Origin of the sequence: Paraburkholderia phenazinium (genome assembly GCF_900100735.1) — a bacterium.
GTDB lineage: Bacteria > Pseudomonadota > Gammaproteobacteria > Burkholderiales > Burkholderiaceae > Paraburkholderia > Paraburkholderia phenazinia.
Window position 1 is genome coordinate 21,599 of sequence record NZ_FNCJ01000024.1, and the last position, 16,925, is coordinate 38,523.

The 16,925-nt window shown below is 63.2% G+C and carries 23 protein-coding genes; 21 read left to right on the forward strand and 2 right to left on the reverse strand.

Annotation, left to right across the window (positions count from 1 at the left end):
- Window positions 1–3: 3 nt before the first annotated feature.
- From BLQ92_RS34125 to BLQ92_RS34205, 17 genes are all read left to right on the forward strand, one after another.
- Window positions 4–297: an STAS domain-containing protein gene (locus tag BLQ92_RS34125; RefSeq protein ID WP_090693856.1), complete on the forward strand. Its 294-nt coding sequence runs from the start codon at window positions 4–6 to the stop codon at window positions 295–297.
- 182 nt (window positions 298–479) lie between these two features.
- Entirely contained in the window at window positions 480–1,412 is a 933-nt protein-coding gene (locus tag BLQ92_RS34130; RefSeq protein WP_090693558.1) for an ABC transporter ATP-binding protein, read from the forward strand.
- Window positions 1,409–2,173, forward strand: a complete 765-nt coding sequence (locus BLQ92_RS34135; RefSeq protein ID WP_090693562.1) for an ABC transporter permease — start codon at window positions 1,409–1,411, stop codon at window positions 2,171–2,173. Before BLQ92_RS34130 ends, BLQ92_RS34135 begins: the two co-directional genes overlap by 4 nt.
- Before the next feature lie 14 nt (window positions 2,174–2,187).
- Window positions 2,188–2,427 (forward strand): BolA family protein, encoded by a 240-nt coding sequence (locus tag BLQ92_RS34140; RefSeq protein ID WP_090693566.1) that lies wholly within the window; start codon window positions 2,188–2,190, stop codon window positions 2,425–2,427.
- Window positions 2,428–2,538: 111 nt separating this feature from the next.
- A complete protein-coding gene (gene murA, locus BLQ92_RS34145) occupies window positions 2,539–3,801 on the forward strand; it encodes a UDP-N-acetylglucosamine 1-carboxyvinyltransferase (RefSeq protein ID WP_090693569.1) in 1,263 nt (420 codons plus the stop codon).
- On the forward strand, window positions 3,798–4,496 hold the full coding sequence (gene hisG, locus BLQ92_RS34150) for an ATP phosphoribosyltransferase (RefSeq protein ID WP_090693572.1): 699 nt from the start codon (window positions 3,798–3,800) through the stop codon (window positions 4,494–4,496). Before murA ends, hisG begins: the two co-directional genes overlap by 4 nt.
- Before the next feature lie 104 nt (window positions 4,497–4,600).
- Window positions 4,601–5,923, forward strand: a complete 1,323-nt coding sequence (gene hisD, locus BLQ92_RS34155) for a histidinol dehydrogenase (protein WP_090693577.1) — start codon at window positions 4,601–4,603, stop codon at window positions 5,921–5,923.
- Between the two features lie 109 nt (window positions 5,924–6,032).
- Window positions 6,033–7,103 (forward strand): histidinol-phosphate transaminase, encoded by a 1,071-nt coding sequence (gene hisC, locus BLQ92_RS34160; RefSeq protein WP_090693581.1) that lies wholly within the window; start codon window positions 6,033–6,035, stop codon window positions 7,101–7,103.
- A gap of 94 nt (window positions 7,104–7,197) precedes the next feature.
- Entirely contained in the window at window positions 7,198–7,785 is a 588-nt protein-coding gene (hisB, locus tag BLQ92_RS34165) for an imidazoleglycerol-phosphate dehydratase HisB (protein WP_090693586.1), read from the forward strand.
- Window positions 7,786–7,899: 114 nt separating this feature from the next.
- Window positions 7,900–8,520, forward strand: a complete 621-nt coding sequence (locus BLQ92_RS34170; RefSeq protein ID WP_090693590.1) for a MarC family protein — start codon at window positions 7,900–7,902, stop codon at window positions 8,518–8,520.
- Window positions 8,517–9,158 carry an imidazole glycerol phosphate synthase subunit HisH gene (gene hisH / locus BLQ92_RS34175; RefSeq protein ID WP_090693595.1) on the forward strand — a complete coding sequence of 214 codons (642 nt, stop codon included), beginning with the start codon at window positions 8,517–8,519 and terminating at the stop codon, window positions 9,156–9,158. The genes BLQ92_RS34170 and hisH overlap by 4 nt, the downstream gene beginning before the upstream one ends.
- A gap of 207 nt (window positions 9,159–9,365) precedes the next feature.
- On the forward strand, window positions 9,366–10,118 hold the full coding sequence (hisA, locus tag BLQ92_RS34180; protein WP_090693599.1) for a 1-(5-phosphoribosyl)-5-[(5-phosphoribosylamino)methylideneamino]imidazole-4-carboxamide isomerase: 753 nt from the start codon (window positions 9,366–9,368) through the stop codon (window positions 10,116–10,118).
- Window positions 10,119–10,300: 182 nt separating this feature from the next.
- A complete protein-coding gene (gene hisF / locus BLQ92_RS34185) occupies window positions 10,301–11,074 on the forward strand; it encodes an imidazole glycerol phosphate synthase subunit HisF (RefSeq protein WP_090693603.1) in 774 nt (257 codons plus the stop codon).
- 1 nt (window position 11,075) lies between these two features.
- Window positions 11,076–11,486, forward strand: a complete 411-nt coding sequence (hisI, locus tag BLQ92_RS34190; RefSeq protein ID WP_175772737.1) for a phosphoribosyl-AMP cyclohydrolase — start codon at window positions 11,076–11,078, stop codon at window positions 11,484–11,486.
- Entirely contained in the window at window positions 11,483–11,848 is a 366-nt protein-coding gene (locus tag BLQ92_RS34195; protein WP_090693607.1) for a phosphoribosyl-ATP diphosphatase, read from the forward strand. Before hisI ends, BLQ92_RS34195 begins: the two co-directional genes overlap by 4 nt.
- Window positions 11,849–11,985: 137 nt before the next feature.
- Window positions 11,986–12,387, forward strand: coding sequence for a DUF4870 family protein (locus tag BLQ92_RS34200; protein WP_090693611.1), 402 nt, complete (start codon window positions 11,986–11,988; stop codon window positions 12,385–12,387).
- 43 nt (window positions 12,388–12,430) lie between these two features.
- Window positions 12,431–12,796, forward strand: coding sequence for a histidine triad nucleotide-binding protein (locus BLQ92_RS34205; RefSeq protein WP_090693614.1), 366 nt, complete (start codon window positions 12,431–12,433; stop codon window positions 12,794–12,796).
- Window positions 12,797–12,920: 124 nt separating this feature from the next.
- On the opposite strand, the gene BLQ92_RS40315 is transcribed toward BLQ92_RS34205, so the two are convergent.
- The gene (locus BLQ92_RS40315; protein WP_175772738.1) at window positions 12,921–13,076 is read right to left on the reverse strand and encodes a hypothetical protein; all 156 of its coding nucleotides are present in this window, start codon (window positions 13,074–13,076) and stop codon (window positions 12,921–12,923) included.
- Between BLQ92_RS40315 and tatA the strand changes: the two genes are divergently transcribed.
- From tatA to tatC, 3 genes are read left to right on the forward strand one after another with little or no spacing between them, the layout of a single operon-like run.
- Entirely contained in the window at window positions 13,075–13,314 is a 240-nt protein-coding gene (gene tatA, locus BLQ92_RS34210; protein ID WP_090693618.1) for a Sec-independent protein translocase subunit TatA, read from the forward strand. The two genes, BLQ92_RS40315 and tatA, sit on opposite strands and share 2 nt — an antisense overlap.
- A gap of 38 nt (window positions 13,315–13,352) precedes the next feature.
- Window positions 13,353–13,886, forward strand: a complete 534-nt coding sequence (tatB, locus tag BLQ92_RS34215) for a Sec-independent protein translocase protein TatB (protein ID WP_090693622.1) — start codon at window positions 13,353–13,355, stop codon at window positions 13,884–13,886.
- Window positions 13,887–13,920: 34 nt separating this feature from the next.
- Complete coding sequence (tatC, locus tag BLQ92_RS34220; RefSeq protein WP_090693625.1) at window positions 13,921–14,703, forward strand: twin-arginine translocase subunit TatC; 783 nt, start codon at window positions 13,921–13,923, stop codon at window positions 14,701–14,703.
- A 126-nt stretch (window positions 14,704–14,829) separates the two neighbouring features.
- Here tatC and BLQ92_RS34225 read toward each other — a convergent pair whose 3' ends face one another.
- Window positions 14,830–16,047: a Do family serine endopeptidase gene (locus BLQ92_RS34225; protein WP_090693628.1), complete on the reverse strand. Its 1,218-nt coding sequence runs from the start codon at window positions 16,045–16,047 to the stop codon at window positions 14,830–14,832.
- 19 nt (window positions 16,048–16,066) lie between these two features.
- On the opposite strand from BLQ92_RS34225, the gene BLQ92_RS34230 reads away from it, so the two are divergent.
- Complete coding sequence (locus BLQ92_RS34230) at window positions 16,067–16,813, forward strand: Nif3-like dinuclear metal center hexameric protein (RefSeq protein ID WP_090693632.1); 747 nt, start codon at window positions 16,067–16,069, stop codon at window positions 16,811–16,813.
- Window positions 16,814–16,925 lie beyond the last annotated feature (112 nt).

Below are 16,925 nucleotides of genomic sequence, written 5' to 3' on the forward strand. Positions count from 1 at the left end.
GCGGTGAACGTCGAAGTTCGCTCCGTCGCCGGTCGCTTCGAAACCGGCACGACGCTGACCCACGCGAGCGCGAAGGCTGCGCTCGCCGCGGGTCTGCAGCGGATCGCGGCGGGTGCGGGCAGCGTCGATTGCGCGCCGCTCGCGCAGTTCGACTCGTCGGCGCTCGCCGTGCTGATCGCATGGCAACGGGCGGCTCAGGCGCGCGGCGCCGCGCTCGAAATCGTCAATCTGCCGGCTGGTCTCGCCAGCCTCGCGCAAGCCTACGGCGTCGATACGCTTCTCACAGCGCGACATTGACGCTCCACTGACGCGTCAGGCGTCACCTCCCCAGTCTTCTCAGGTCAAGTCGGGCCTCCCGACTTTGCCCTATAATCAACCGTTTTTTGGGGCTCATTTCAGGCTTTAAGCCGTCCCCAATTCCGGTCCTCCCTGCACTTTGCGCACCTTTCAGGCGCCGTGATCCAAAGCGGCGCACAGTCATGCCAGCCATAGAAATTCGTAACGTCAAGAAGCGCTACAAAGATCTTCAGGCGCTCAAGGGCGTCAGCCTCACGGTGGAAGAAGGCGAGTTTTTCGGACTGCTCGGTCCGAACGGCGCGGGCAAGACGACGCTGATCAGCATCCTCGCCGGTCTCGCGCGCGCCGATGAAGGCAGCATCGCGGTGCGCGGTCACGACGTGGTCAGCGATTTCCGCGACGCCCGCCGGGCGCTCGGCGTCGTGCCGCAGGAGCTCGTGTTCGACCCGTTCTTCACGGTGCGCGAGACCTTGCGCATCCAGTCCGGCTACTACGGCCTGCGCAACAACGATGCGTGGATCGACGAAGTGATGGCCAACCTCGATCTCACCGAAAAAGCCGACGCCAATATGCGCGCGCTGTCGGGCGGGATGAAGCGCCGCGTGCTGGTCGCGCAGGCGCTCGTGCACCGGCCGCCGGTCATCGTGCTCGACGAGCCGACCGCGGGCGTGGACGTCGAACTGCGGCAAACCTTGTGGAAATTCATCTCGCGACTGAATCGCGAGGGGCACACGATCGTCCTGACCACGCACTATCTGGAAGAGGCCGAGTCGCTGTGCGACCGCATCGCCATGTTGCGGCGCGGCGAAGTGGTGGCGCTCGAACGCACCAGCACGCTGCTGCAGCGCTTTGCCGGCATGCAACTGTTCCTGCGGTTTACCGAGGGCGTGCTGCCTGTCGAATTGCGGCCGCTGGAAGTCGAGTCCGGCGCGGGCAATGGCAACGGCCGGCAACATCTGCTGCGTCTGGCGAGCTACGACGACGTCGAGCGGATTCTCGCGCAATGCCGCAACGCGGGTTGCAAGCTGGAAGAAGTCGAGGTGCGCAAGGCCGACCTCGAAGACGTATTTGTTCAGGTGATGAACGGTCCGGAAGTGATCGAGGGGCTTGCATGAGCGGCTTTAGTGGATTTCGCACGCTGTTTTACAAGGAAATTCTGCGCTTCTGGAAGGTCGCGTTCCAGACGGTCCTGGCTCCGGTCATCACCGCGCTGTTGTACCTGACGATTTTCGGTCACGCGCTGCGCGGCCACGTGCAGGTCTACCCGGGCGTCGAGTACACCAGCTTCCTGATCCCGGGCCTCGTGATGATGAGCGTGTTGCAGAACGCGTTCGCCAACAGCTCGTCCTCGCTGATCCAGTCGAAAATCACCGGCAACCTGGTGTTCGTGCTACTGCCGCCGCTGTCCCACTATGAGATGTACTGCGCGTATGTGCTGGCTTCCGTGGTGCGGGGTCTCGCGGTCGGGTTCGGTGTGTTTATCGTGACAATCTGGTTCGTGCCGCTCAGCTTCAGCGCGCCGTTGATCATCATCGCCTTTGCCGTGCTGGGCGCCGGGATTCTCGGCACGCTCGGTCTGATCGCCGGCATCTGGGCCGAGAAGTTCGACCAGCTCGCCGCCTTCCAGAATTTTCTGATCATGCCGCTCACGTTCCTTTCGGGCGTGTTCTACTCCACGCACACGCTGCCGCCGGTGTGGCGCGAAGTGTCGCGGCTCAATCCTTTTTTCTACATGATCGACGGCTTTCGCTACGGTTTCTTCGGGGTCTCGGATATCGATCCGCTCGTGAGCCTGGCCATCGTCGCCGGTTTCTTTGTGGTGCTGGCCGTGGTGGCGATGCGCATGCTCGCCTCCGGCTACAAACTGCGCCACTGACGAGGAGCTTTCTCATGTTGCCGACTCCCGAACAGGTCAAGCAATACATTGCAGTTGGACTCGCTTGCGACCATCTCGAAGTCGAAGGCGACGGTCAGCATTTCTTTGCGACCATCGTCTCTCCGAGCTTCGAAGGCAAGCGCCTGATCCAGCGTCATCAACTCGTATACGCGGCGCTTGGCGACCGTATGCGCGAAGAAATCCACGCGCTCAGCATGAAAACGCTGACGCCCGCCGAATGGCAAAACGCGTAATCTGGAACGTTAGTGCGAATTACACAAGATAGGCGCGATGCCGGTAGCGGCGCCGCCACAGTAAGCAATGCAGCCCCGGCGGTAAGCCGGATCGATCAGGAGACGACAGGTATGGACAAACTCGTCATTGAAGGCGGCCAGCGGCTGGCCGGTGAGATCGTCGTGTCGGGGGCGAAGAACGCCGCCTTGCCGATCCTGTGCGCCGGTTTGCTGAGCGCGGAGCCGGTTCATCTCGAGAACGTGCCGGACCTGCAGGACGTGCGCACCACGCTGAAGCTGCTCAACCAGATGGGTGTGCGGACCGAATCGAGCGCGGGGCATGTGTTGCTCGACGCCTCGAAGGTCGACAACCTCGTGGCGCCTTATGAACTGGTGAAGACCATGCGCGCGTCGATCCTCGTGCTCGGGCCGCTGCTCGCGCGCTTCGGCGAGGCGAAGGTGTCGCTGCCGGGCGGCTGTGCCATCGGCGCGCGGCCGGTCGACCAGCACATCAAGGGTCTGCAGGCGATGGGCGCGGAAATCACCATCGAACACGGCTTTATCGAAGCCCGCGCGAAGCGCTTGAAGGGCGCGCGCATCGTGACCGACATGATCACGGTCACTGGCACCGAAAACCTGCTGATGGCAGCGGTGCTGGCCGATGGCGAGACCGTGATCGAGAACGCCGCGCGTGAGCCGGAAGTCGGCGATCTGGCGCACCTGCTGGTGGCGATGGGCGCGCAGATCGATGGCATCGGTACCGACCGCCTCGTGATCCAGGGCGTCGACAAGCTGCACGGCGCGAACCACACGGTGATTCCCGACCGGATCGAAGCCGGCACGTTCCTGTGCGCCGTTGCGGCGGCGGGCGGCGACGTGATCTTGCGCAAGGTACGGCCGCTGATCCTCGAAGCCGTGACGGAAAAGCTGCGCGAAGCCGGTGTGACGATCGAAGAAGGTGACGACTGGATGCGCGTGCGCATGGACCAGCGTCCGCATGCGGTAGGTGTGCGTACCTCCGAGTACCCGGCTTTCCCGACTGACATGCAGGCGCAGTTCATGGCGCTCAACACGATCGCCAACGGCACCGCGCAAGTCGTCGAAACGATTTTCGAAAACCGCTTCATGCATGTGCAGGAGCTGAACCGCCTCGGCGCCAACATCACGATCGACGGCAACACGGCGCTCGTGAGCGGCGTCGACAAGCTGTCCGGCGCGAAGGTGATGGCCACCGATTTGCGTGCCTCGGCTAGCCTCGTGATCGCCGGCCTGTGCGCCGACGGTGAGACGCTGATCGACCGCATCTATCACCTGGATCGCGGCTACGACCGGATGGAATCGAAGCTGACGGCCGTCGGTGCGAAGGTGCGCCGCATTCCGGGGAGCCAGGCATGAGCTCGGTTGCACAAACCTCGTCGTCCCCGGCAGTGAGCGCGCCGCTCACGCTCGCGCTGTCGAAAGGGCGTATCTTCGAAGAGACCTTGCCGCTTCTGGCAGCCGCCGGCGTGCAGGTTGCCGAAGATCCGGAAACCTCGCGCAAGCTGATCCTGCCGACGACCGACGCCAACCTGCGTGTCATCATCGTGCGCGCCACCGATGTGCCGACCTACGTCGAATACGGCGCGGCCGACTTCGGCGTGGCGGGCAAGGACGTGCTGCTGGAACACGGCGGCAGCGGCCTGTACCAGCCGGTGGACCTCGACATCGCACGTTGCCGGATGTCGGTCGCCGTTGCGGCGGGCTTCGATTATGAGAACGCCGTGCGCCAGGGCGCGCGGCTGCGCGTGGCCACCAAATATGTGGAAACCGCCCGCGAGCATTTCGCCGCGAAGGGCGTGCACGTCGACCTGATCAAGCTCTACGGTTCGATGGAGCTCGCGCCGCTGGTGGGTCTGGCCGACGCGATCGTCGACCTGGTCAGTTCGGGCGGCACCTTGCGGGCCAACAATCTTGTCGAGGTGGAGGAGATCATGCAGATCTCGTCGCGCCTCGTCGTGAACCAGGCGGCGCTCAAGTTGAAGCGCGCTGCGCTGCGGCCGTTCCTCGACGCGTTCGAACGCGCGTCGCGGCGCGCCGATGCGGCGGCCTGAGGGTGCCCGATAGCGCCTGATGATGCCTGATGCCGCCTGAGGTTGCCTATGTTTAATGTTGTTTGAAGGGGCCTCAGGTGCGCCTTACCGAAACGGATACCAGCATGTCTATCAAGATTCGCAAACTCGACTCCAGCGCTCCTGAATTCCAGAAGGCGCTGCACGCGGTGCTCGCGTTCGAGGCGAGCGAGGACGAAGCGATCGAGCGCTCGGTTGCGCAGATTCTGGCCGACGTGAAGGCTCGCGGTGATGCGGCAGTGCTCGAGTACACCAACCGCTTCGATCGTCTGTCGGCGCCGAGCGTGGCTGCGCTCGAACTGCCGATGGCGGAACTCGAAGCCGCGCTGGAAGGGCTCGACCCGCGCCGCCGGGCGGCGCTTGAAGCGGCTGCCGGACGGGTGCGCGGCTATCACGAGAAGCAGAAGATCGAATGCGGCAGCCATAGCTGGCAATACACCGAACCCGACGGCACCTTGCTGGGCCAGAAGGTCACGCCTCTCGACCGCGCCGGCATCTACGTGCCGGGCGGCAAGGCCGCCTATCCGTCGTCGGTGTTGATGAACGCGATTCCGGCGCGGGTGGCCGGGGTGCGCGAAATCGTCATGGTCGTGCCGACGCCCGATGGCGTGAAGAATCCGCTGGTGCTGGCGGCCGCCTTGCTGGGCGGGGTTGACCGCGTGTTCACCATTGGCGGTGCGCAGGCGGTCGGCGCGCTGGCTTACGGCACGGCGACCGTGCCGGCGGTCGATAAGATCTGCGGCCCGGGCAACGCATATGTGGCGTCGGCCAAGCGCCGCGTGTTCGGCACGGTCGGTATCGACATGATCGCTGGCCCGTCGGAAATCCTCGTATTGTGCGACGGCACCACCGACCCGCGCTGGGTCGCGATGGACCTGTTCTCGCAGGCCGAGCACGACGAACTCGCGCAATCCATCCTGCTGTGCCCGGACGATGCTTTCATCGCCCGCGTGCATGACGCGATCAACGAACTGCTGCCCACCATGCCGCGCCAGGACGTGATTCGCGCCTCGCTGGAAGGGCGCGGCGCGCTGATCAAGGTGCGCGACATGGCCGAAGCCTGTGCGATCGCCAACGACATCGCCCCGGAACACCTCGAAATTTCCGCGCTCGACCCGCATCAATGGGGCAAGCTGATCCGCCACGCCGGCGCCATCTTCCTCGGCCGCTACACCAGCGAAAGTCTCGGCGACTACTGCGCTGGGCCGAATCACGTGCTGCCTACGTCGCGCACCGCACGGTTTTCGTCGCCGCTGGGCGTCTATGATTTCTTCAAGCGCTCGAGTGTGATCGAAGTCAGCGCGGAAGGCGCCCAGACGCTGGGTGAGATCGCAGCGGAGCTGGCGTATGGTGAGGGACTGCCCGCGCATGCCCGTAGCGCCGAGTACCGCATGAAGCAGAACGGCTGAGCGCGCCCCGCGTAAAACAACCGGCGCCTCGCCATAACATTGACCAACTGGGGCGGCTCTCGCGCCGTCCCTGTATGACCTGCCCGTCCGTGGGCCGGTCCGCCCATTCATGACGACACCTCAAGACATCATTCGCCGCGACGTGCTCGCGATGACGAGCTATCCGGTTCCCGACGCCACGGGCTTCATCAAGCTCGACGCCATGGAGAACCCGTTCCCCTTGCCGGCGGCGCTTGCGGCGCAACTCGGCGAGCGTCTCGCCGGTGTCGCGCTGAACCGTTATCCGGCGCCGCGTCCGGAGGCGCTGCTCGAAAAGATCAAGCGCGTGATGAGGGTGCCGGCCAACTGCGAGGTGTTGCTCGGTAACGGCTCGGACGAGATCATCAGCATGATCTCGATGGCCTGCGCCAGACCGGGTGCCAAGGTGCTCGCGCCGGTACCGGGCTTCGTGATGTATCAGATGTCGGCCAAACTGGCGAACCTGGAATTCGTTGGTGTGCCGCTGAAGGCGGATTTCACGCTCGACACCGAGGCGATGCTCGCCGCCATCGCCGAGCATCAGCCGGCTATCGTCTATCTGGCTTACCCCAACAATCCGACCGGCACGCTCTATGACGACGCCGAGATGGAGCGCATCATCGCCGCCGCGGACAAGAGCCTGGTGGTGATCGACGAGGCTTATCAGCCGTTCGCCCAGCAAAGCTGGCTGCCGCGCGCCGACGCGTTCGACAATGTGGTCGTGATGCGTACCGTTTCGAAGCTCGGCCTCGCGGGTATCCGGCTTGGCTATCTGGTCGGGCGCGCCGCCTGGCTGACCGAATTCGACAAGGTGCGCCCGCCGTACAACACCAATGTGTTGACGCAGGCCACGGCCGATTTCCTGCTCGATCACCTCGACGTGCTGGACGCGCAAGCCGCGCAACTGCGCGAGGAACGCACGAAACTGGCGCACGCCGTGGGCCAGTTGCCGGGCGCGGAAGTGTTCCCGAGCGCGGGCAACTTCCTGCTGGTGCGGGTACCTGACGCATCCGTTATGTTCGAAACGCTGCTTACTGCACGGGTTTTGATCAAAAACGTGAGTAAAATGCATCCATTGCTGGCGAATTGCGTGCGCCTGACGGTCGGTTCCCCTGAAGAAAACGCGCAACTGCTGGCCGCACTGAAACTCGTGCTGCATTAAATGGCGTGCCGTCGCGCCGCGCACCGCACAGCGGGCGCGGCATTCGGCGTTCCCCCAACACCCTTTCTTTCATAGTCAGATTCGAGGAATTACCATGCGCCAGACGGAAGTCGTTCGCGACACTAGCGAAACGCAGATCCGTATCAAGATCAATCTGGACGGCACCGGCAAGCAAAAGCTCGCCACCGGTGTGCCGTTCCTCGACCACATGCTCGACCAGATCGCGCGGCATGGATTGATCGATCTCGACATCGAGGCGCATGGCGACACGCATATCGACGACCACCATACGGTCGAAGACGTCGGCATCACGCTGGGGCAGGCGGTCGCGAAGGCGGTCGGCGACAAGAAGGGCATCCGTCGCTACGGTCATTCTTACGTGCCGCTGGACGAAGCCCTGTCGCGCGTCGTGATCGACTTTTCCGGACGGCCTGGCCTCGAGTTCCACGTGCCGTTCACGCGTGCGCGCATCGGTACGTTCGACGTCGATCTTTCTATCGAATTTTTCCGCGGCTTTGTGAATCATGCCGGCGTGACGCTCCATATCGACAACCTGCGCGGCCTGAATGCCCACCATCAGATGGAAACGGTGTTCAAGGCGTTCGGGCGTGCCTTGCGCATGGCGACGGAACTGGACGAACGTGCGGCGGGGCAGATTCCGTCGACCAAAGGTAGCCTGTAAGCAGCGCCCCCCGAGGGCCTGCCGCGTCGCGCCAGGCCCCAAGGTGGCCCGGCGTTTTCTTTTTGAAGCAGACTAACCGGACCGGGCGCGCGCCTTGCGTGGCCCCGGCTTGCGATGGATATCCTCAAGTCGTTCATCTCGCTCTTGGCGCTGATCAATCCAGTGGGCGCGATTCCGTTCTTTATGAGCCTGACGGCGCAGCAGTCGGACGGCGAGCGGCACCGCACGATCCGGATTGCCGCGGTGTCGGTGTTCTTCGTGATTGCGGTGACGACGCTGCTTGGGCAGCAGATCATCAGCTTCTTTGGCATTTCGGTCGGCTCGCTGCAGGTGGGCGGCGGCATCATCATGCTGCTGATGGCGATCAATATGCTGAATGCGCAGATCGGCAACAGCCGTTCGACGCCGGAAGAGCGCCACGAGGCCGAGCAGAAGAACAACGTCGCCGTGGTGCCGCTCGCGATTCCCCTGTTGACGGGCCCGGGCGCCATCAGCACGGTAATTATCTATGCGGCGCACTCGCCTCATTGGTACGACCGGATTAGTCTTGTCGTTATCGGCGCCGTGCTGGCGGCGATCTGCTTTTTTGCGCTCCGGCTCGCCGGACCGATCGCCCGCTGGGTGGGGCAAACCGGTATCAATATCGGCACGCGGCTGATGGGTTTGATGTTGTCGGCGCTGGCGGTGGAATTCATCGTCGACGGTCTGAAGGCGTTACTGCCTAACTTGAAATGAAAACTTCGATTGCGATTGTGGATTACGGAATGGGCAACCTGCGTTCGGTCGCCCAGGCATTGAGGAAGGCCGCACCGGAAGCGGAGGTGGCGATCGTCGACCAGCCGGAAGCGATCCGCGCGGCCGACCGCGTCGTGCTGCCGGGGCAGGGCGCGATGCCCGACTGCATGCGCTGTCTCGGCGCATCCGGCCTGCAGGAGGCGGTCATCGAGGCGTCGCGCAGCAAGCCGCTGATGGGCGTATGCGTGGGCGAACAGATGCTGTTCGACTGGAGCGCCGAGGGCGACACGCCTGGCCTCGGCCTGCTGCCCGGCAAGGTGCTGCGCTTCGATCTGGAAGGCCAGGTGCAGGACGACGGCTCGCGCTTCAAGGTGCCGCAGATGGGCTGGAACCGCGTCCGCCAGACCGTGCCGCACCCGCTGTGGGATGGCGTCGCGGACGGCAGCTTCTTCTACTTCGTGCACAGCTACTACGTGCAGCCGGACAATGCGGCGCATACCTCGGGCGAGACCGTGTACGGCGTGCCCTTTACCTCGGCGGTGGCGCGGGATAACATCTTCGCGACCCAATTCCACCCGGAAAAGAGCGCCGAAGCGGGCCTGCGCGTGTATCGAAACTTCGTGCACTGGAACCCGTGAGCGCCTACCGTCTCTTCTTTTGTTCTACTGCGCGTCGCGTACCCCATGCCGGGGCGGCGGCCGGAGCTGCGTCCTTGTGCCCGATGCACGTGCGCCGGGCTCCTGAAAGAGTTGTACTAAACTAGCGAAACGGTGCGCGAGCCGGCTTATCCCGCCGCTCTGCGCCGTCCGACTTTAAACCTTCTTCCCTGACAACACCCGATTGCTATGCTGCTGATTCCCGCCATCGACCTGAAAGATGGTCAGTGTGTACGCCTCAAACAGGGCGACATGGACCAGGCGACGATTTTTTCCGAGGAACCGGCGGCTATGGCCCGACATTGGGTCGACCGCGGCGCCCGGCGCCTACACCTCGTCGACCTCAATGGAGCGTTTGCCGGTAAGCCGAAGAACGAAGACGCCATCCGCGCGATCATCGAAGAAGTCGGTGGTGAGATTCCCGTCCAGCTGGGCGGCGGGATCCGCGACCTGAACACGATCGAGCGCTATCTGGACGACGGCCTGTCGTATGTGATCATCGGTACCGCGGCGGTGAAGAATCCTGGCTTCCTGCAGGACGCCTGCACGGCGTTCGGCGGCCATATCATCGTCGGGCTGGACGCGAAAGACGGCAAAGTCGCCACGGACGGCTGGAGCAAGCTGACCGGCCACGAAGTCGCCGACCTCGCGCGCAAGTTCGAAGACTACGGCTGCGAGTCGATCATCTACACCGACATCGGCCGCGACGGCATGCTGCAAGGCATCAACATCGACGCTACGGTGCGCCTGGCGCGCGCGGTGAAGATCCCGGTGATCGCGAGCGGCGGCCTGTCGAACATGGCCGACATCGAAGCGCTGTGCGAAGTCGAAGTGGAAGGCATCGAAGGTGTGATCTGCGGTCGCGCCATCTATTCGGGCGACCTCGATTTCGCGGCTGCGCAGACGCTCGCCGACAAGCTGCGCGAGTCGGACGACGCCTGAAGGCGGCGGCGCGCGCGTCAGGCGGCCTGGCGCGGATTCTGGCTCCGCGCTGGAAGCGGCGTGCGCACGGAAGGTGAGTGCCACCTTCCACGCAACCCCGCTGCCACGGCAACCCGCGCCGGCATTGCGCCGCTCGCCTGAGAGCGGCCTCATCAGCGGTATTGGCAAGAATTTGCACGATCATGGCTCTAGCTAAACGCATCATCCCTTGTCTCGACGTCACGGCTGGACGCGTGGTCAAGGGCGTCAACTTCGTCGAACTGCGCGATGCGGGCGACCCCGTCGAAATTGCCCGTCGTTACGACGAGCAGGGCGCCGACGAACTCACTTTCCTCGACATCACCGCCACGTCGGACGGGCGCGACCTGATCCTGCCGATCATCGAAGCGGTCGCCTCGCAGGTGTTCATTCCGCTGACTGTCGGCGGCGGCGTGCGCGCGGTCGAAGACGTGCGGCGCCTGTTGAACGCCGGCGCGGACAAGATCGGCATGAACTCGTCGGCGGTGGCGAACCCGCAACTGGTGCGCGACGCGACCGATAAATACGGCTCGCAGTGCATCGTGGTGGCGATCGACGCCAAGCGCGTCTCGGCCGGCGGCGAAGCGCCGCGCTGGGAAGTCTTCACGCATGGCGGGCGCAAGGCGACCGGGCTGGAAGCGGTCGAATGGGCGCGCAAGATGGCCGAACTCGGCGCCGGCGAAATCCTGCTCACCAGCATGGACCGCGATGGCACCAAGAGCGGCTTCGATCTGGCGCTCACGCGCGCCGTCTCGGACGCCGTGTCGATTCCGGTGATCGCCTCGGGAGGCGTCGGCTCGCTGCAGCATCTGGCAGACGGTATCAAACAGGGTCACGCAGACGCCGTGCTGGCCGCGAGCATCTTCCACTACGGCGAACACACGGTCGGCGAAGCCAAGCGCTTTATGGCCGAGCAAGGCATTTCGGTGAGGTTGTGACGTGGTGAACCCTACTGCTGTGGATTGGCTCGACAAGGTGAAGTGGGACGCGAACGGCCTCGTGCCGGTGATCGCGCAGGAAGCGTCGAGCAACGACGTGCTGATGTTCGCGTGGATGAACCGCGAGGCGCTCGCCAAGACGATCGAGACTGGCCGCGCGGTGTACTTCTCGCGTTCGCGCCAGCGCCTGTGGTTCAAGGGCGAAGAGTCCGGCCATGTGCAGCATGTGCATGAAGTGCGGCTCGATTGCGACGAAGACGTCGTGCTGCTGAAGGTCGAACAGGTGTCGGGCATTGCCTGCCACACCGGCCGCCACTCGTGCTTTTTCCAGAAATTCGAAGGGACGGTCGACGACGGCGACTGGATCGCGGTCGATCCTGTCCTGAAAGACCCCGAACACATCTACAAATGACGCAAATCTCGCAAGACACTCTGCTGCGGCTCGCCGCGATTATCGACAGCCGCAAGGGCGGCGATCCGGACGTCTCGTATGTCTCGCGCCTGTTCCATAAAGGCGATGACGCGGTCCTGAAGAAAATCGGCGAAGAAGCGACCGAAGTCGTGCTGGCCGCCAAAGACGTGCGCCAGGGCGGCGCGCCCACTGCGCTGGTCGGCGAAGTGGCCGATCTGTGGTTTCACTGCCTCGTGATGCTGTCGCACTTCGACCTGAGCCCCGCCGACGTGCTCGCCGAACTCGAGCGCCGCGAAGGCACCTCCGGCATCGAAGAGAAAGCGCTGCGCAAAAGCCGCGAGCGCGAGCAGAACGGCGACTGAGCGCCAACCAGGCTCCAATTGAGAGCAGCACTGCGCACGGCGGGTTCGGGCGAGCCCCATGAGGCGTCCGGCCTGCCATAATCTGCTGGCATACCCATCTGGTTGCACCCCGTACCATCAGGAAGGAGGACGCAAACATGGAACAGTCGCAAGGCGCCTACCCACCGCCTACGCCGCCTTACCGCAACGGCCTTGAGTCGGAGCGCGAGCGCAGCCTGCGCACGCTTACGCATGTGCTGTATGCGCTTTACGCGGTCTATTGGCTGACAGGTGGCATCTCAGTGCTGATCGCCATCATCATCAACTACGTGAAGCGCCCCGATGTGGTCGGCACGCCGTACGAGGTGCACTTCCAGTGGCAGATCCGCACCTTCTGGTGGAGCATCCTCGGCTACGCGATCGGCGGCGTACTGATTTTTGCCCTGATCGGAATTCCGATCCTGTGGGCTGTCGGCATCTGGATGTTGTACCGTATCATCAAGGGCTGGCTGTATCTGTACGATAACAAGCCGCTGCTGAATCCGCGGGGTTGGTTCTGACGTTCGGTTGGGCCGCCTTGCACGTTTGCGCTTCAGGAAACCCATGAGCCACGATTCAAATTGCCTTTTCTGCAGGATCGCTTCAGGCGAGATTCCGTCAACCAAAGTCCACGAGGACGAAGAGTTCGTCGCCTTCCGCGACATCCGTCCGGCGGCCGAGACCCATGTGCTGGTGATTCCGCGCAAGCACATCGAAACGCTGTCGAACTGCAGCGAAAGCGATGCACCGCTGCTTGGTAGAATGCTCGTATTGGTGGCGCGTCTGGCGCAGCAGCTCGGCGTGGCCTACAAGGGCGGCGAGACCGGCTTTCGCACGGTGATCAACACCGGGCCGGGCGGCGGGCAGGAGGTGTACCACCTGCATGCTCATATTCTGGCGGGGCCGCGTCCGTGGCAACGCATGGGTTAAGCGCCAAGGCGCCGCGAACGCTGTCGCTGCGCCAAGGTTCCGCCGGCCGGTTGGGTGCTGCGTCGTGAAGGACAGTTAGGCGAGGGCGTTTTCTGCTGCACTGTAATGACGCCGTCGCGATTCGTTAGACACAATCATGCGCAAAGCCGCTGGCGGCAGCTGACGCAGCGGCGGCAACGTAAAGATGAGGCGTACGCGTCTCGATTCGGGCCGTAAGGCGCAGATAGCCGCCGCGTGCAAACGTGACGTCGGCGATGTCGGGGTTAAGGAGAGTAGTCATGGGTTCGTTTAGCATTTGGCACTGGCTTATCGTTCTGCTGATCGTTGCACTGGTGTTCGGCACGAAGAAGCTGCGCAACATCGGCACCGACCTTGGCGGCGCCGTGAAGGGCTTCAAGGAAGGCATGAAAGAAGCGGAGACACCCGCGGGCGACACGCAACAGCGTGAACTGCCGCGCAGCGAGACGGTCGACGTCGACGCAAAAGAAAAAACGCCGCGCTCGGGCGACTACCGCTAAGCCGCGGTCCAACCGCGTACTGACGGGAACCACCATTCATGCTGGACCTCGGTCTAACCAAGATGGCGCTGATCGGCGTCGTCGCACTGGTCGTACTCGGGCCGGAGCGGCTGCCGCGCGTCGCCCGCACCGCGGGGGCGCTGTTCGGCCGCGCACAACGTTATATCAACGACGTGAAGGCCGAAGTCACGCGTGAAATCGAACTCGACGAATTGCGTCGCATGAAGACCGAGTTCGAAGCCGCCGCGAGCAATGTCGAAAACACGGTCCACGACACCATGCGCAAGCACGAGACCGAGTTGAACGATGCGTGGAATTCGGGCTCGTCCGTGAGCCCAAGCATCGCCGGCGGCTCGCTCGAGAGCGCTGCCGGTAATTCTTCGACCATGGCGACGTCCTGGCACAGCACGCCCGCCGCGGCGCCCAAGCGCAGGAACTGGCGCGTCAAGCAGACGGCGATGCCCACGTGGTACAAGCGTGCCACTGCCCGCCGTACGCGGGTGCAGTCGGGCGCAGCGCGCGTGGCGCGTCATACGCCGGTGAGCCTGCGCCGGCCGACGCGCTTCTTCTGATGACCCTAGCGTTAATCTCCTACCGAGGGCCGGCGTGAGCGACCCCCAGCAAAGCCAAACCGAAGGCACTGAAGAGACCTTCATCTCGCATCTCGTTGAACTGCGCGACCGCATCATCCGCGCCGGGATTGCCGTCATCGTGGTGTTTATCGGGCTCGTCTACTGGGCGCCAGATATCTTCAAGCTGCTCGCGCGGCCCTTGATGATGAACCTGCCGAAGGACGGCAAGCTGATCGTTACCGACGTCACCGGCTCGTTCTTCGTGCCGATGAAGGTGACCATGATGGTGGCCTTCGTGATTGCGTTGCCCATCGTGCTGTACCAGATCTGGGCGTTTGTCGCGCCGGGGCTGTACCAGCATGAAAAGAAGCTGGTCGTGCCGCTGGTGGGCAGCAGCTACATCCTGTTTCTGTGCGGCATGGCGTTCGCGTACTTCGTGGTGTTTCCGACCATCTTCCGCGTCATGGCGCACTACAATGCGCCGCTTGGCGCGGCGATGAACACGGATATCGACAATTACCTGAGTTTCGTGCTGACCATGTTCATCGCGTTCGGGGTGACCTTCGAGGTGCCGATCGTCGTGGTGCTGCTGGTCCGCATGGGCCTCCTGACGGTCAAGAAGCTGCGTCAGATCCGTCCGTATGTGATCGTCGGGGCGTTCATCGTCTCCGCGGTGGTGACCCCGCCTGACGTCTTTTCGCAGCTGATTCTGGCCGTGCCGCTGATCGTGCTCTATGAGGCGGGGATCATCGCGGCGCGCCTGATTGTCGGCAAGCAGGTGGACGTGGCCGACGAAGAGGAGCATGCGGCGAGCTGAGCATCGCTCAACGGGCGTTTGCGGCATACCGCACACCTCATTACCGGTTGAAGATGCAAAAAGGGCAGTCCATTCGTGGACTGCCCTTTTTAGTTTGGCGTCTGCGTGCCAGCTTGGTGCTTTCGCTTAACCGCCGTCGTCGTTCTGATCGTCGCTGTCGTCGGCGGGCTGCTTGGGCGGCGGAGGCCGTTTGCCGATCATCACATCCAGATCCATCTCGTGATTCTTGCGCACCAGATGGATCTTCGCGTTCGTGCCCGGCTTGATCTGCGCGATCAGGTTCAAGAGGCGCGTGGTATCGGTGATGTCCTGGCCGTCCACACTCACGAGAATGTCGCCCGGCTTGATGCCGGCGCGGTCGGCCGGCCCGTTCTTCAGCACGCCGGCCACGATCGCGCCGGATTTCTGGTCGAGCCCGAACGATTCGGCGATCTCAGGCGTCACGTCCTGCGGTTCCACGCCGATCCAGCCGCGCGTGACCGAGCCAGTGGTGATGATGCTCTCCAGCACGCTGCGCGCCGTCGACACCGGAATCGCAAAACCGATCCCGAGCGAGCCCCCCGAGCGCGAGTAGATCGCCGTATTGATGCCCAGCAGATTGCCGTTCACGTCGACCAGCGCGCCGCCCGAGTTGCCGGGATTGATCGCCGCGTCGGTCTGGATGAAGTTTTCGAAGGTGTTGATGCCCAGGTGATTACGGCCGAGCGCGCTGACAATCCCCATGGTCACCGTCTGACCCACGCCGAACGGGTTGCCGATCGCCAGCACCACGTCGCCCACGCGCGTCTGGTCCATGCGGCCGAGCGTAATGGTAGGCAGGTTGGTCAGATTGACCTTGAGGACCGCCAGATCGGTCTCCGGGTCGACGCCGATCACCTTGGCGGTGGTGGTGCGGCCGTCGGCGAGCGCGATTTCGATCTGATCCGCACCGTCGACAACGTGTTGGTTCGTTAGAATGTAACCTTCCGAACTCACTATGACACCCGAGCCCAGATTGGATGCGGGTTGCTCCTGCTGTCTGCGGTTGTTGTTCTTGTCGCCGAAGAAGTAACGAAACAGCGGATCTTTGGCCCGAGGGTCGGGCGGCAACGATCCGTCCTTGCTCGAGAACACATTGACGACCGCAGGGGAGGCCTTCTGCGCGGCGTCGGCATAGGAAGCCTGTGCGGGACCGCTACCGATGCCTGGCGCCACCTCCCGCAGTGCGACGATCGGCTCGGAGAGCTGCTTGCCGAATTGCCCTTGTCGCTGCAGCCATTGCGGTTTTAGGGTCGCAATGATGAACATCAGCGCCAACAGCACGGTCACCGCTTGGGCAAAGAACAGCCAAAAGCGTCTAAGCATCTGAAGAATAGAGGTTTATATGGATCGGATCGAACTTGAATTGTACTTGAACAAACTCCTTGAAACCGCGCGCTTCAAGGACTACTGCCCGAACGGCCTGCAGGTGGAGGGGCGCCGCCGGGTCAACAAACTGGCGACTGGAGTGACCGCTTCATTGGCTTTCCTCGAAGCCGCGCTCGATTGGGGGGCAGATGCGGTGCTGGTGCATCACGGCTACTTCTGGCGTAACGAAGCGCCGCAGATCACCGGCCGCAAATACGGCCGCCTGAAGCTGCTGCTGGCCAACGACCTGAACCTGTTCGCCTACCACCTGCCGCTCGACGATCATCCTGAGTATGGCAACAACGCCCAACTGGGCGAGAAGATGGGCTGGATCGGCGACGTGCGGTTTGGCGAGAACGATCTGGGCTGGATGACCACGCTGCCCATGCCTATCACCCTCGAGCATTTCACCGCACAGGTCGAGCAGACGCTTGGCCGCACGCCGCTCGTATTCGGCGACCCCGATGTCGCGATACGGCGCGTCGCATGGTGCACGGGGGCGGCCCAAGGCTATTTCGACGCGGCGATCGAAGCCGGCGCAGACGTGTATCTCACCGGTGAAGTGTCCGAATCCACCATGCATACCTCGCTCGAAAGCGGCGTCGCGTTTCTGGCCGCCGGCCACCATGCCACCGAGCGTTTCGGCGTGCAGGCACTCGGCGCGCATCTGGCGGAATCGTTCGATATCGAGCATCTTTTTATTGATATCCACAATCCCGTCTGATTAGTGAACTAAAACGCACGAAATACACAGGGCCCACTTAAAACGGGATACAAAAAAGTTTCTTATTGGTGGGGGGAAACCCTTGGATATCAAAGACTTCGCATGGTTTTTG